Origin of the sequence: Paenarthrobacter sp. Z7-10 (genome assembly GCF_026932795.1) — a bacterium.
Classification (GTDB): domain Bacteria; phylum Actinomycetota; class Actinomycetes; order Actinomycetales; family Micrococcaceae; genus Arthrobacter_M.
On sequence record NZ_JADPVH010000020.1, the window covers coordinates 1 to 13,718 of the forward strand.

Sequence of the window (13,718 nt, forward strand, 5' to 3'; positions counted from 1 at the left end):
TCACCGGTCATTTGCCCGGTGAAAGCGCCTCGTCCATTGCGCTACCTCGGAGCTACGGCAGTTGAACGGTTGCGTCAACCATATTGTGGTCGGACGGAATGGTACCAATGAAGTTCCCGTTGGTATCGATGTTCAGGACGGTTTCCCACTTCGACACGCGCATCTTAGAAGTGAATATGTAATCTAGGTAGGTTCCATTACCCGACGTATTCCGGGCACGCGCTCTGCGTTCGAATCCGTTGAAGCTGTCGTAGTTGCTACGGATCCTCACCTCTGCCGTAGCAGCGGCTGACGGTATGTCGTTCTGATACGTATTCCCCAAGGGATCGACAAAATTGGCGCCCATCATCACGTCGTATGGCGCATTGGAGGGCAAAGTCCACTTGTGGGAGTTAAAGTCGCCGACCATCAGAGCTGGCAGGTGGTTGACGTTCAATTTGACAATGTCCGCAACGATGGCCTGTGTCTGCCTTTTGCGGAGATCGTAGTACCCGGAGGTCTTGCTGGCGTCGAGTTGGGTGTCTCCGAAGAAAAACGTCTTGCCTGTCGACTTTTGTTTCAGAACGGCCCACGCCAGATAACGTTGGTTATCCGCCGCCTTCAACGCCGGCAGCTTGATGGAACCTTGGCTAACTAAGGAAACGGTGTTCGCGTTGTACATGATCTTCGTCCCCTGGGACGCACCATTATTCGAGTACACACAGTTGGTGGGCGTCGTGTCCTTGACACAGTTATTGCGCTTGGCGTTCGTCAGGGCGTATGGCACGCCTGCGGACTTCAATCGCTGTTGGAGGTCTTCAAATTGCGCGAGTCCACCCGGACGGGAGTCGTCCTTTAGCCAACCCTGGGAAGCCTCCTGAAGGCCGATGACATCGGGGGCCTTGGACTTGATCGTGGCCACCACCGCAGCCCGACGTCCGGACCATGTCAGCTCGTTAGCCAGCCCATCGTTGCAGTTGGCGCACTTGATGTTGTAGCTCGCTACCAACAGAGGGTGCGATATTGCGGGAAGGGGAGTCGGCGCAGAAGACGTCTTCCCGGCGACCGCTCCCGAATATGCGCTGAGGCTTGCCCCAGTGGCAGTGATTACGCGGACCTTAGCATAATAGGTGGTTCCTGACTTGAGGCCGCGAACCTGTCCCGACGGCGTCGTGAACCAGTGGAATACGGCATCTGACATGCTCGCGGATGTTGCGATTGCGATCCGATACTGGGGAGCCCCCGACACTGCCTTCCAGGAAAAATTGAGTGAGGACGCTGTTGGAGAGACGGCCATTAGGCCTGAAGGTACCGCGTAGGTGGAGACAGATGACGGGTAAGACGCCGCGCTGGCGGACGTTGCAGGCAATGTCAGCGACAGAACTGCGAAACCTGCTGCAATGGCAACGACGAACCGTTTTGGGCACGCGCGATGATTGATTTTGGACAAGAGAACCTCAAAGTGAGTAGGGAGACCGAGAGACCATAACAGACGGAAAACACCCTGCCACAAAGAACTAAATCAAGCAAAATCTGTCCAGCTAATGAGACAAACTTCACATCAAGTCACCGTGTGCTGCATCGATGTCTTCGAAAATCGCCTTACCAGTGGTCGGGCCAGGCTAATGCTGCACTGACACGCTGAGGTTGTTGTGCGCAGTGCTATAGAATTTAACACCCTCGTAGTCTGAGGGAAGAACACCGTGCGACGGATTGCTGAGACGCTTTGCGAGATATTTTCGGGCAACGTACGTCGACAAGAAAATATCGTGCACGCCTTCTCCTAGTGACCGCACTAATTCTCGAGGGAGATGGCCTCTAAAAAGCCCTGCTTTACCATAAGACCCCGTAATTCTGTGATCCCGAGTGAGCGAAAAGGCAACGAAACCATCGCCATCCCTATTACGAAGCTCACATACCATCTCCGGCATGGTTACACGTCCGGTTATCGACGCCTGAAACAGCAAGTCATAGCCTTCTGCGCCGTTACAGGAGCCACCCCAAAATTCCGCGTCAATAAAGGGATCCTCCTCCCGGCGTCCCAGATTTAGAAGCCCCTCGGTATCCTGAATGCGGACTAAAGCAGATCGACTCCGGTAGGGCTCCGCCAGATTCTTTTCCAAATCGAGCGGAATGAACTCCTTGATGAACTTGGCGTGCGCGGCCAGCCACGCTTCCTGACGTTCCGACCCATACCGTTCAAACCGGCCGGGCGTATAGATTTTCAGACACTTGCGACGATATAACCCGAGGATAACCGAGTCTGCAATGGCTGGGTTCAGGCCGTTTTCCCGCACTATTCTGCATATCGTTGCAACAGAACTGGTGTAGCCTGCAGGTTCCAATCCCCCGGAGCTGATGTTCCGGCCGTCGTCCCGCGCCCGCAGGAAATAGAGACTCTCACCGCCCAAAATTGAGACCCGCCGAGCTCGCAGATACGCGTGAGCATTAAAGATGCCATCCTCCAAGCGCACCTTTTCCTCAGGAAAGCGGATTCCATGATCAGCCAAAAGACTCCGTCGATACATTTTTTGGGGCGCGAGGGTCTTAAAGACTTTAGGCAACTCGGCATCGATATCATCTTTGCGGTACAGCCAAGGAGGAACGAGTCGTCCGTGCGTGCCTGCCATCGACGGTATGAGGACGTCCGATTCGTGAAGCTGGGCGAAATCAAGCATCTTGCGTAGCGCCGTTGGCGCCAGGACGTCGTCCGCATCCGCGAAGAAGACGAACTCAGCGCTTGTCATGTCTAAAGCGAGGTTTCTAGGCTGCCCCGGCCAGCCATGGTTTTCCTGATGCACCACCCTAAAGTTCAGGTGCGTACTGGCATACCAGTCGAGAACAGCGGGGCCACCGTCCGTAGAACCGTCATTGACTAGAATAACCTCAAATTTCTCCGCCTCAAGTTCTTGCTCTACGAGCGATTCAAGCAGCTGATCGAGATAGGGCATGGCATTGTAAACAGGAACAATAACGCAGACCGCCGGACGCTCTCCTTTTCCGAGGTCCTTAGTGCTGCCATCTAGCGTCGCTGCCGACATGCCGTTACTCCTACGTCAATGATGAGCTGTTTCCATTTGATTCAACGGCAGAATAGACATGGTGAGACAACTGCCTAACTTTCAACCTGCGGCTACTGCCACGCCTGTTCGTCGTGAGACGAGACCCGCGTCTGGGATGGGAAATCCGTATCAGAGGTCGGTCTCTTCCCAGCCTACCGCGTGGGCGTCCTTGCACCCTATCAGCGCCAAAAACCGCGAGTATCCACGACACGTTTGCCATGCAGTTGCCTGGCATCGATTTCACGAAATCTGTCATGGTCAACTAATAGGACGACGACATCGGCCTCGGCTACGGCTACGTCGGTTTCAACATGATGCACATTCGCTTCACAGGCAAGATCCGCGGGTAATCCCATTTCGTGCGGTGCGGCTACCAAAATTGTAGACTCCGGATAGCTTCTAGCGAGCCTACGTACTATCTCGACAGCGGCTGACTCGCGCATGTCGTCGATGTTCGCTTTAAATGCAAGCCCAAGTGCTGCAATTGTTGGCCGCTCTAGGCCTATCAGATTTTCAGCAACTTCTTTTTCGACGAACGCTGGCTTGGAATCATTGACCATACGTGCAGTTCGAATGAGACTGGAATTAGTTGGGTCTGCAGCGACGATAAACCACGGATCGACGGCAATGCAGTGTCCTCCTACCCCCGGCCCAGGCTCCAAGATATTCACGCGGGGATGGTGGTTGGCCAAATCAATGAGGTCCCAAACGTCGATCCCTAATTTACTGCTGATCATGGAAAGCTCATTAGCGAAGGCTATATTGACATCACGATAAGCATTTTCGACGAGTTTGGCCATTTCTGCCGTCGTCGCGTCGGTCAAGTGAATGTCGCCTTGACAGAAAGTGCTGTAAAGTGCCGCTGCCACATTCGCAGCTTCGGCTGTAAGGCCGCCGACTATGCGGTCGTTAGTGACCAATTCGATCATTATGCGCCCAGGCAGCACACGTTCCGGACAATGAGCGAACATGACTTTAGTCCGACCGCCCTCGCCAGAGGCGCGTAGGTCCGGCCTAAGATCCAAGACATAATCAGCCATGCGCTGCGTAGTTCCCGGAGGGGAAGTGGATTCAAGAATTATCAATTCTCCTCCCCGGAGATTAGGCGCAATACTTTCCGCCGCCGCCTGGACAAATTTCAGGTCCGCTGTCTTCTCCGTCGTGAACGGCGTGGGAACGGCAACGATGTAGGCGTCCGCCACTGGAGTCTTCAGCTGAGCGCTCAGCAGCCCTTGGCTAACGGCGCCTGCTACGTGTATCCCAAGGTCCGGCTCAACAAAAGGAACTATTCCTTGATTCACGGCGTCGACAACTGCAGCATTTACGTCAACTCCGATAACCTCCAGCCCCTTACCGGCTAGAATTGCAGCGGTTGGCAACCCGATGTATCCCAGCCCGATGACAGCTACTCTAGTTACCGAGCTTGGTGTCTCTCCGGGTTTAAAAATCAACGTGCTCACGCGGCTCCCCATAAAATTTGACGTGGCCCGCCGCCAGCAATGCGGCATCGTCCATTTTCCAAGTGTGACCTGAGCCAGATCGCAGCTGGTAGTAATTGAAACGGTCCGATGAGTAGATTTTCATTCCAGCATTGCCGGCCGCTCTCAGGAAGCCAGTGTCCTCACCCAATCCCAAAGCGGGAAAGGGGTTAGCTCTCATCGCTTCTCTCCGTGCCATGATGGTCGGTCCCACCACGAAGTCAGTGAATCGGTGCTCCATCGAAGCGAAGCGCAAGATTGTGGCTCCCGTCGCTTTCAGATGCATGTAATGCGCCTGCTTACCCACAATATCGGCATTCGCATATTCGAGCGCGAACAATTGGTCCTGGAGGTAGTACTGACCATAGTGGTCATCATCATCCATCTTTGTCAGGACCTCGCCTGCCGACGCCTCGACGCAGGTGTTGAGGCAGTCTCCAAGGGGCACACTGCGCGGCGCACAAAGCAAAACCACATTGTCCAATCCGTGCTGCCGCTTGAGTTCAGCAAACCGTGATGCAGACAATTCGAACCCATGGGTCAAAAGTACGAGCTGTACGTCAACGCCCCGCTGTCTGGCGACCGTCCCGAAAACATCATCCAAAAGATTCGGACGAATTGTTGATACGAGAACAGAAACGGTAGGAAGTTGGATCTGCCGCGATTTGCCCGGCAGCGCCTTCATAAGCACATGTTCAGCGCGATGGGCGTATGTATGTTGCTGCCAAATCCGTCGTTGTGCCATGTGCGAAGTACGGTCATTGAGCTCCACGTTTTCAACGAACGCGCGGCAAAGATGTTCTGCTTCCAAACGCGTCTCCGCGACCGCGACTTCCCGCGGGGAAAAAAAATTCCCAACGGCCGCGCTGGGCGCAGTGATGACCGGTGTTCCCGACGCTGAAATTTCGAAGATACGCCGGGCGCACATGCTGGTGGAATCGGCGACCGAATTGACATTAAGGAAGACTCTGTAGGCCTTGTAGGCGGTAAGCATTTGTGGATACGTCAGAGCTCCCACAACCCGCTTAGTCAAGGGAGGCGGGAACTGATAGTCAGCGCCGCCGCCTAGCTGGCGGGAGAATATCTCCAAACCTATAGGCATCCTGGCAGAAGCATCCAGGGCGCCGCCCAGAACCAACTCCATCTGTTGACGCCGCTCTGGATATTTATGCACAAAATACATTCCGGCGAAGGCAACGTCACGATGATGCCATCCACTTGTTGGACGAATGGGATTGTGAATGGCCGGTTGCGCGGCGAACGGCAAGACAGCTATCCGATCATGTTGGAGGTCCGATCGGTACTGCGAGACTCGGCCCTGATCGGAGGTAAAAACATGGTCGAACAGCTTTGCGGCCGGGAGGAAATCGCGATAATGCGGTGGGTCCTCCTTGTTCCAGAAGACCGTCGGGATCTCGCGAGTTCCGCACCATTCCAACAACTGTTTGAAGGAGTCATCCGGGCCACCGTCTGCCGATATTTTGCCCCGCCACAGCCCACCATTTCCTGACCATGCGGACTCAACGAATAAGAGGTCGATTCCAGCGTTCTCGAGGTCCCGGCGCCACGTGGCCGGATTCACCAAAACGGTGTCCCACTCGTAGGCAAACGCGAGGAGGGAAAAATCATCGAGAATCACCGCAACCTTGACGTCCGTCCGCCGCGGCTCCCGCAGTGGAAGGATGGCTTCAGCGAATGCAAGTCTGCGCTTTTGCCCCCGTCCGGTCCACATGGACGCTGCCTCGCTTAGGCCATGAGGAGATGCAAGCCGGTCAAGGACACGCTGGCGCGAACGCCACGTGCGAACCTGGCGCATACCACCGCGTCGGTAGTGCCAAATGGCACTACGAACAAAGTTGAGACCATACATCAAACTCCGGCCTTCCCTCTGCTATTTCGGCGGTCCTGAACCTCGGTCGCCACCAGCAGCGCACGGGCTTCATCCTTGATTTTCGTTGCAGAAATGTTGTTACCTTTAGACAGGTGCTTGGTGAAGTCCCGGTAGGCTCCCACAGCATCCCGTGCTACTCCGTCCATAATGAGGTCGCCCTTATCAAGCCAGAGGACTCGCGTACACATTTCCGTGATGGTGGACAAGCTGTGGCTGACTAAGAAGACGCAGCCGGCCTGCGACCGCAACTCGTCCATCCGTTGCCTGCTGCGGTCGCTGAACTGCGCGTCTCCGGTATTCAGGGCTTCATCAATCAGCAGGATCTCCGGATCCAAACTTGCCGCGATAGCGAAACGCAAGCGAGAGGACATGCCAGAGGAGTACGACCTCATAGGAAGGTGGATCGATCTCTCCAGTCCGGATAACTCGAGGATTTGACCAAACTTTTGATCAATTTCAGCACGGGACAAACCCATTGCCAGGCAACCGAGGACAATATTCTGGTCGCCTGATAACTCGGGGACTAACGCCGCGTTCACTCCCAACATGACAGGCGTACTCGAAGCGTAGACGGCACCGGTTGAAGGTTTCGCCTGGCCACTTACGATTTTCATGAGTGTGCTTTTACCAGATCCGTTCCGACCGATAATGCCGACTGATTCGCCTCGCTCCACGACCAAGGACAACTCATTGAGGGCATACACCGTTACGAGATTGGAGGATCGTTTCAGCTTCCGAAGAAAGCGAACGTCCGGAGTGGCCGCCCGAGGAATTTCAGTGGAAGCTACCCTGTACCTCATAGCGACTTGGTCAACTACAACGCAGGGGACGTCGTCCAGCTCCACGGCGCGCTTATCCTCGACCATACGACTCCTCCGCTTTCCAGAAGAATGCCATCCCGACGGCGAGGGCACCAAACGCCCAAATAGCGAGGATTGTCCACGATCGCCAAGAAGGCAGCTGCTCATACAAAATCGCGCTGCGGGCCGTATCTAGGGCAACGAAGAGGGGATTGATTTTTACCGCAGCCAAGACACCAGGGTGGGTGATGAAGCGGTCGAAGGAATAGAAGACCGCTGACCCATACATCCACGCCCGGATGGCAAAGGGCAGTAGATGCGTAATGTCGTGAACTTTCGACACGATCCTCGCCAGGATCAGCCCAACGCCAAGGTTAAAGACAAATAACAGTCCAACCACGGGAACGATCAATATCCACATCCACGAGATCTTTTCCTCTGGAGGCAGAACAGCGACAATAATCAGCATTGCCAACAGCATTGGAACACCCGTCAAGAGTTCCCTGATATTTGCCCCGATGACCAGCGTCGCCCGCGGAAAGTTAAAAGCCTGGATGACACGTTTCCCATTGTGTATCGCACGAGCACCCGAGGTGATGGAGCCGGAGCTGAACTGGAAAAGGAAAATTCCGATGACCAAATAGCCAATAAAGTCTTTGATGCCTTTGCTCGTATGGAGCAGGAGACCAAAGATTAGGTAGTAGGTGAGCCCGTTGAAGACCGGGTTGAGGACAAGCCACGCACTTCCCAATCGGTCACGCCGGGTTCCATTGAGTACGCGAGCCCGGGCATCGAAGAAAACGAAGTGTCGGTAGTCCCAAAGCTCCACCAGATAGTCCAAAAACCCTGGACGCGCCCCGACTCGCGTCAGCTGACGCATGTCCACGGACAGAGGCTGCACCGCCGCCGGGTCTGGAAGCGTAGATTTTTTTGCCGACACTAGGTGGCTCTCCTCAGGTTGTTATAGGCAATGCCATACTGTTCTGCATTTGAGGCCCACGTCCGTTTATCTAGCACGGCACAGCGGCCTGCTTCGCCGTACCCGATCCTGAGCCGGTGGTCGGTAAGAATTTCAGCCAAGCGTTCCGCAAGGATCTCCGGCGCACCCGCGACGGCTAACCGTCCAGTGACACCGTCTTTAATTATCTCACGCAGGGCAGGCAGGTCGCTGCCGACCACGGGACGTGCACTGGCCATAGCCTCGACCGGCTTGAGCGGGGTGACTGAGCGGGTGACCTCAAGGCCTTTGCGGGGCACAACAAACACGTCCAAAGCTTGGTGGTACAGGGGTGTCCGTTCGCGCGGAACTCGCCCGGTGAAAACAGCCCGGTGTTCAAGGCCCAACTCCCGGACTTGGGACTGAAGGCTGGTCCGGACGCTGCCGTCGCCAACTATGAGCAGCTTCAGCGTCGGGAATTGCGGGGCAAGAAGTCCGAAGGCCGTGATGAGGTCATCCAGGCCTTCGTAGTCCACCAGACTGCTGACGGTACCGATGTAGAGGCCGCCCGGATCCAGGCCAAGCTGCAGCCGGGCGTCCTCCGGGCTGCCCGGTTCTTTCAGGAAGTCCCCGCCCACTGCATTCGGCGCGATCAGGATGGCGTCCTCATCGACCCCGGCCGCCATGATTCGCTCCTTCATGGCATCGCCAAGGGTGATAACGAGGTTTGCGCTGCGCATAGCTTCTGCCTCACGCTCCTGGAATAGCCGATAGCGTTCGCTGCCGCGTGCGGCGTTTCCCCGGGTGGATGCCCAGGTGTCCGCCAGCTGTCCCCGGACCTCGTACACCCAGGGAATGTTCAGCGCGTCCGCCACTGCGCGGGTCACAATCGCGTTGACGAAGTGCGTCGTGGTGTGAAGGACGCACGGACGAAATCTCAACGCCACATCCAGCAACATCTCGGCCTGCTGTTGGAGCCGCCCGTGCCTACCGGGTGACAGGCGGAAGGGCAGCAGACGCTCATACCGCACGCCATCAACCATGTCGGCGTCCCTTGCCAACACCTTTCCCACCTGGACGGGGTATCCAACGCGGGTCACGGCCAGAGTCTCCCAGCCTGCTGCCTGTTGAGCCAGGAGGATCGAGTGCGTGCGTTGGGCATAGCCGCTGCCGGTATGCGGAAGGGAATTGGTCAGGACATGCAGGACTTTGCTTGGCTGCGGCACGAATTCATAGCGTCGCGGCAGGCTCGGCGTCCAGCCTTGAAACACCTGCAGCTCGGCGGCAAGCCGCCTGCGCTGTCCTTCAACGCGCCGCCCACCGCCGCCGAGCGTTCTCACCGCGCCCGACATATCGCCGTCGTACCATTGCCTGCGGGCGATAGTGCCTGCTGCCTTTGCGGAATCCCGCCCTCCGTGTGCGAGGAAACGATCCGCCCAATCCGGCCGGCCAGCGGCCAGCGCAACATCGGCAGCCGCCGTACGCCTGCCCGCCCCCGGGGCGCTAATCGCCAATTGGAAACGCCGCTCGAGGCCACTGGCATCCCCCGCCATCCGAGACGCAACCAGCGCGACAAGGGAACCGGAGTTGGGCATGAGTTTGGCCACAAAGGCTGCCGGGCGGATGGTAAGTCTGGCTGGCAGTCGGCGGGAGATCTGCAGAGCCAGGACAACGGGATCGTCCGACAGGTGTTCAGTCAAGGTCGTACGGACCAGTTGCGCGTTGCGGTACAGATCAATCATTTGTGCGGCAAGCGCATCCGGAGCCAATCGCAGCGATAGCCGGCTGACCGGCGGCAAACATGCGCGCCCACTTCCAGACCGCAGCGGAAACGGCGCTCCCCACCCCTGACGTTCCACGCATAACCGTCCTCACAATTCCCCATTTAATAGCCGGGTATCCGGACCCGGCCACGCGGAAGAGCCGCGGGCCAAGCGTTGACTGCGGTCCCGGGAGGGGGGCCGCGGTCCCAATCAGCAACAACTTGTCCCGCCCACGCATTAGCCGTAGCCACGACGGACGGCCGCGCGCCTGGGCAAAGTCGTTAGCTACTGATCATACAAGATCCGGATTTCAAGCGGACTGCTGAGCGGCACCACAGACCATGTCGGTTCGGCTAGAGGGTCATCGGGCAGCACGAAGGCACGCTAAGAGCAGGTATCGTCGTAAGGGTGCGCTCAACGGTCCAAAAATGCTTCCTACGTCGAATCCTGCCTATTGTGTGCATCGCCGTTCTTCTCACCCTGACCGGTTGCTCCCCAGCCGTTGAGATCGCCCCCGCCGAAGACTCCGCCAACCCAGCCTGCGCGCCTATGATGGTGGCCCTGCCGGACGCGCTGGCGGACGCGCCTCTGCGCGACACGACAAGTCAGGCCACAGCCGCATGGGGCGATCCGTCCCTCGTGATCCTGCGCTGTGGCGTGAATCCCCCGGGACCAACGACCGACCGCTGCGTCAGTGTCAACGGTGTGGACTGGGTCATCAAAGAGGGCCACCCCACTTGGACGTTGACCACGTTCGGACGGACCCCTGCTGCCGAAATCTTGCTCGATCCCAACAAAATTACCTCCAGCACGGTGCTGGCGGAACTTTCCAGCGCGGTTAGCAAGATTCCGCAGAGTAGGAAGTGCGTGGGACCAGCGGACACCATACCTGTGCCGGACAAGTAGGTTACGATGCGGCGCACCCAAGTGGTCCAAAGTAATCGTTTCAGGGGCGGGCATTTGAGCACCATCGCGGCCGCGGGGGCGGTCTTGATGCTCTGCCTTAGCGGATGTTCTCCACTGAACCAAAGACCCAGTCCTGCCGAATCCTCTGCGGCTGCCTCCTTCGTTTCAACGTCAGTGGCAGCGAAGCCGTTCGCCGTGCCTCCGAAGCCGCTGCCGTGGGCTGACCGGCCGGAGTACGTCCAGATTGATACGGGACCGGGCTCGCACGCGGCCGCACCTGCCACCACCGTAAGCGTGCAGGAGGCAGCGCTCGGTACGAAACTGCCCGACAGCCTCAACGGCCTTTCCTTTGAGGCCGACGTGCTGACCGAGGGTCTGCTGGATCCCGAAAATTCCAATATTGCCCAGACGCTCAGCTATCTTGGTTCACCGGTCCTGCGCTTTGGAGGTAACACCGTTGACCGGCGCTTCTTTTGGACCTCAACCGATGAGCCCCTGCCGCACTGGAGCGTGCCAGCGGAGGAAGGCGTGGCGAAAGTTACGCCGGTGGACTTGGAGCGGCTGAAAAGGCTGGCGGGGGCTACCTCGGCAAAGGTCATAGTCAGCGCCGATTTAGGCCACCATGAGCCGGCCCGGGCCGCGGACTTCGCCGTTCACGCGAAGCACATCCTGGGCAGCAGCCTGCTGGGGATCAGCATAGGCAACGAGCCCAACGGCTACGTGAACAGCGATGACTATCTTGGCATTCGGGACAAGTCCTACAACTTCCAGTCCTACGCCAGCGAATACCGCCCGATGGTGGACGCCATCCTCAAAGCGGCTCCCGGCATCCGCATTATTGGACCGGACGTCTATGCCCAAAAGTGGCTGACGGACTTCGCCTCGCTCGATGTTCCCAACCTTGGTGCTCTGGCCTACCATAATTACCCCCTTTCGGCTTGTTCTTCCGGCGATACGGGTCCTGCTGTGCCCAGCGTTGCCAACGCCATGTCTGCCGCAATGGCAGCTCACGTCCTGGAAAATGGCGGGGCAGTCAACGACATCGGCCGAGGGGCTGGAGTTCCGGTGTGGCTGACGGAGACGAACCTCTCATCGTGTTTCGGCGGGAACGCTGTGACGGAAAAGCATCTGGACTCTCTCTGGGCCGTGAACTATTCATTAGGCGCTGCATCCGAGGGCACCTCGCAAGTGGACTGGCATGGAGCCCTGCAGAACTGCGAGGGTTCCCCGCCCGCATCGCCGCTGTGTGACCAGGGTCGCCATCAGCAGCCCCAGGACGCTTTGGCCATGAAACCGCTGTACTACGGCATGATGCTGGTCAATAACATTGCTCCCGGCGGGTTCCAAAAAGTTGCAACCTTCGGCGGGGAAAACGTCCACGCCTACGCCGTCCGGCAGTCCGCTCGAAAGCTGAGCGTGATCCTGATCAACGAAAACGATCCGGCACGCTTCGGCCAGTCGGCGGTGACGGTCAAACTTCCCGCCAAAGCACGGACAGGTACCATGAGTCAGCTCACCGGACCGGACCTGCGTGCCGAGAAGGCGACTCGCATCGACGGGCAAGAATCCGCCGGAGTTCCTGTGGATTACCGCGCACGGATTCCAGGATTCAAAACCGGATCCTCCACTCTGAAGCTTCCGATCACCGCGGGAACAGCTACGGTTCTGGATTTCAGCTTCTGAGGTGTGTCATGCGGCAGGGCGCGATCCGGTAATACTTGCGGTGACAAGGCCCCGCTTACCTCTTGGCAACTTCTAGCGGAGGCCTGTTTTCCGGTTCAAAGCCAATTGGATGAGTTCATCAATCAGTTCCTGGTACGTCATTCCGGAAGCCGCCCACATCTGCGGGTACATGGACTTGGGCGTAAATCCGGGCATGGTGTTGATCTCGTTGATGATCAGTTCTCCGGCGGGGGTATAGAAGAAGTCGACGCGGGAAAGACCTTCCGCCCCCACGGCGTCAAAGGCTGCTGCTGCCAAGTAACGGACCTTGGCCATGGCATCGGCCGGGATGTCCGCCGGACAGCTGAGGGCCGCGGCATCATCCTGGACATACTTGGCGTTGAAATCATAAAAGGCATGCTGGGAGTCGGTCACTGTGATCTCACCCGGCATGGACGTGCGGGGAGAATCACCGCCGCGGCCTTCGAGAACGGCGCATTCGATCTCGCGGCCTTCAATGCCAGCCTCGATCACCAGCTTTAGATCGTGCCGGCGCGCTTCCGCAACCGCCGCTTCCAGCTGTTCCAGACAATCCACTTTGGAAATTCCCATTGACGAGCCAGCGCGGGCGGGCTTGACGAAGACTGGAAAGCCCAACGCAGACACGCTGTCCCGGACTGTCTGCGGGTCAGTGAGCCACTGCCGGTCGGTGACTGCGACGTACGGGCCCACGTCCAAGCCGGCCGAGGCGAAAACGACCTTCATGAAGTGCTTATCCATGCCGACGGCGGAGGCCAGCACTCCGGCGCCGACGTAACGTGTATCGGAGAGTTCCAACAGGCCTTGAATAGTACCGTCCTCACCGAAGGGTCCGTGCAGCAGAGGGAACACGACATCGACGGAACCGAGTTCCCGCGGGATCTGGTTGGGAGCCGTCACCACCAACTGGTGAATGCCATTAATTTCCGTCAAGGAAACCGTCTCCGCAACTGCAACCACCTCCGGAAGGGAACCCGAGCTAAGCGACCACTCGGAAGAATCCCCGGCCGCCAACACCCACTGGCCGGATTTAGCGATACCGATGGGGATTACGTCGTACTTCTCCCTGTCAACCGCCGCCAACACCCCGGCGGCGGTCACACAGCTCACAGCGTGTTCGCTGGACCTCCCGCCGAAGAGGACAGCGACGCGGGGACGGGCTGTCCCCCCGCCGGATCGAGTCTGGGTCGGTGTTTCCAAG

The 13,718-nt window shown here is 57.8% G+C and carries 10 protein-coding genes; 2 read left to right on the forward strand and 8 right to left on the reverse strand.

What is annotated here, in order from left to right; genetic code table 11:
• Nucleotides 1-52: 52 nt before the first annotated feature.
• The 7 genes from IV498_RS07790 to IV498_RS07820 all read right to left on the reverse strand — a co-directional run bounded on the left by IV498_RS07790 (nt 53) and on the right by IV498_RS07820 (nt 9,889).
• Nucleotides 53-1,276, reverse strand: a complete 1,224-nt coding sequence (locus IV498_RS07790) for an endonuclease/exonuclease/phosphatase family protein (RefSeq protein ID WP_330059317.1) — start codon at nt 1,274-1,276, stop codon at nt 53-55.
• Between the two features lie 325 nt (nt 1,277-1,601).
• A complete protein-coding gene (locus IV498_RS07795) occupies nt 1,602-3,020 on the reverse strand; it encodes a glycosyltransferase family 2 protein (protein WP_269045999.1) in 1,419 nt (472 codons plus the stop codon).
• A gap of 200 nt (nt 3,021-3,220) precedes the next feature.
• Nucleotides 3,221-4,501: a UDP-N-acetyl-D-mannosamine dehydrogenase gene (wecC, locus tag IV498_RS07800; RefSeq protein WP_330059301.1), complete on the reverse strand. Its 1,281-nt coding sequence runs from the start codon at nt 4,499-4,501 to the stop codon at nt 3,221-3,223.
• Nucleotides 4,482-6,251, reverse strand: a complete 1,770-nt coding sequence (locus IV498_RS07805; protein WP_269046000.1) for a glycosyltransferase family protein — start codon at nt 6,249-6,251, stop codon at nt 4,482-4,484. Before IV498_RS07805 ends, wecC begins: the two co-directional genes overlap by 20 nt.
• A 137-nt stretch (nt 6,252-6,388) precedes the next feature.
• The gene (locus IV498_RS07810) at nt 6,389-7,114 is read right to left on the reverse strand and encodes an ABC transporter ATP-binding protein (protein ID WP_269046055.1); all 726 of its coding nucleotides are present in this window, start codon (nt 7,112-7,114) and stop codon (nt 6,389-6,391) included.
• A 148-nt stretch (nt 7,115-7,262) separates the two neighbouring features.
• Complete coding sequence (locus tag IV498_RS07815; RefSeq protein WP_269046001.1) at nt 7,263-8,150, reverse strand: ABC transporter permease; 888 nt, start codon at nt 8,148-8,150, stop codon at nt 7,263-7,265.
• Nucleotides 8,150-9,889 carry a glycosyltransferase family 4 protein gene (locus IV498_RS07820; RefSeq protein WP_269046002.1) on the reverse strand — a complete coding sequence of 580 codons (1,740 nt, stop codon included), beginning with the start codon at nt 9,887-9,889 and terminating at the stop codon, nt 8,150-8,152. The genes IV498_RS07815 and IV498_RS07820 overlap by 1 nt, the downstream gene beginning before the upstream one ends.
• Nucleotides 9,890-10,354: 465 nt before the next feature.
• Here IV498_RS07820 and IV498_RS07825 point away from each other — a divergent pair, with 465 nt between their 5' ends.
• Entirely contained in the window at nt 10,355-10,816 is a 462-nt protein-coding gene (locus IV498_RS07825) for a DUF3515 domain-containing protein (protein WP_269046056.1), read from the forward strand.
• 195 nt (nt 10,817-11,011) lie between these two features.
• Complete coding sequence (locus tag IV498_RS07830) at nt 11,012-12,499, forward strand: hypothetical protein (protein WP_269046003.1); 1,488 nt, start codon at nt 11,012-11,014, stop codon at nt 12,497-12,499.
• A gap of 72 nt (nt 12,500-12,571) precedes the next feature.
• Here IV498_RS07830 and IV498_RS07835 read toward each other — a convergent pair whose 3' ends face one another.
• Entirely contained in the window at nt 12,572-13,717 is a 1,146-nt protein-coding gene (locus IV498_RS07835; RefSeq protein WP_269046004.1) for a D-alanine--D-alanine ligase family protein, read from the reverse strand.
• Nucleotide 13,718: the final 1 nt, after the last annotated feature.

Bases quoted from the DNA above. Each gene is read 5' to 3' on its own strand.
- IV498_RS07820 (WP_269046002.1), bottom strand. From the start codon at position 9,889: ATGATTGATCTGTACCGCAACGCGCAACTGGTCCGTACGACCTTGACT.
- IV498_RS07805 (WP_269046000.1), bottom strand. From the start codon at position 6,251: ATGTGGACCGGACGGGGGCAAAAGCGCAGACTTGCATTCGCTGAAGCC.
- IV498_RS07795 (WP_269045999.1), bottom strand. From the start codon at position 3,020: ATGTCGGCAGCGACGCTAGATGGCAGCACTAAGGACCTCGGAAAAGGA.
- IV498_RS07790 (WP_330059317.1), bottom strand. From the start codon at position 1,276: ATGGCCGTCTCTCCAACAGCGTCCTCACTCAATTTTTCCTGGAAGGCA.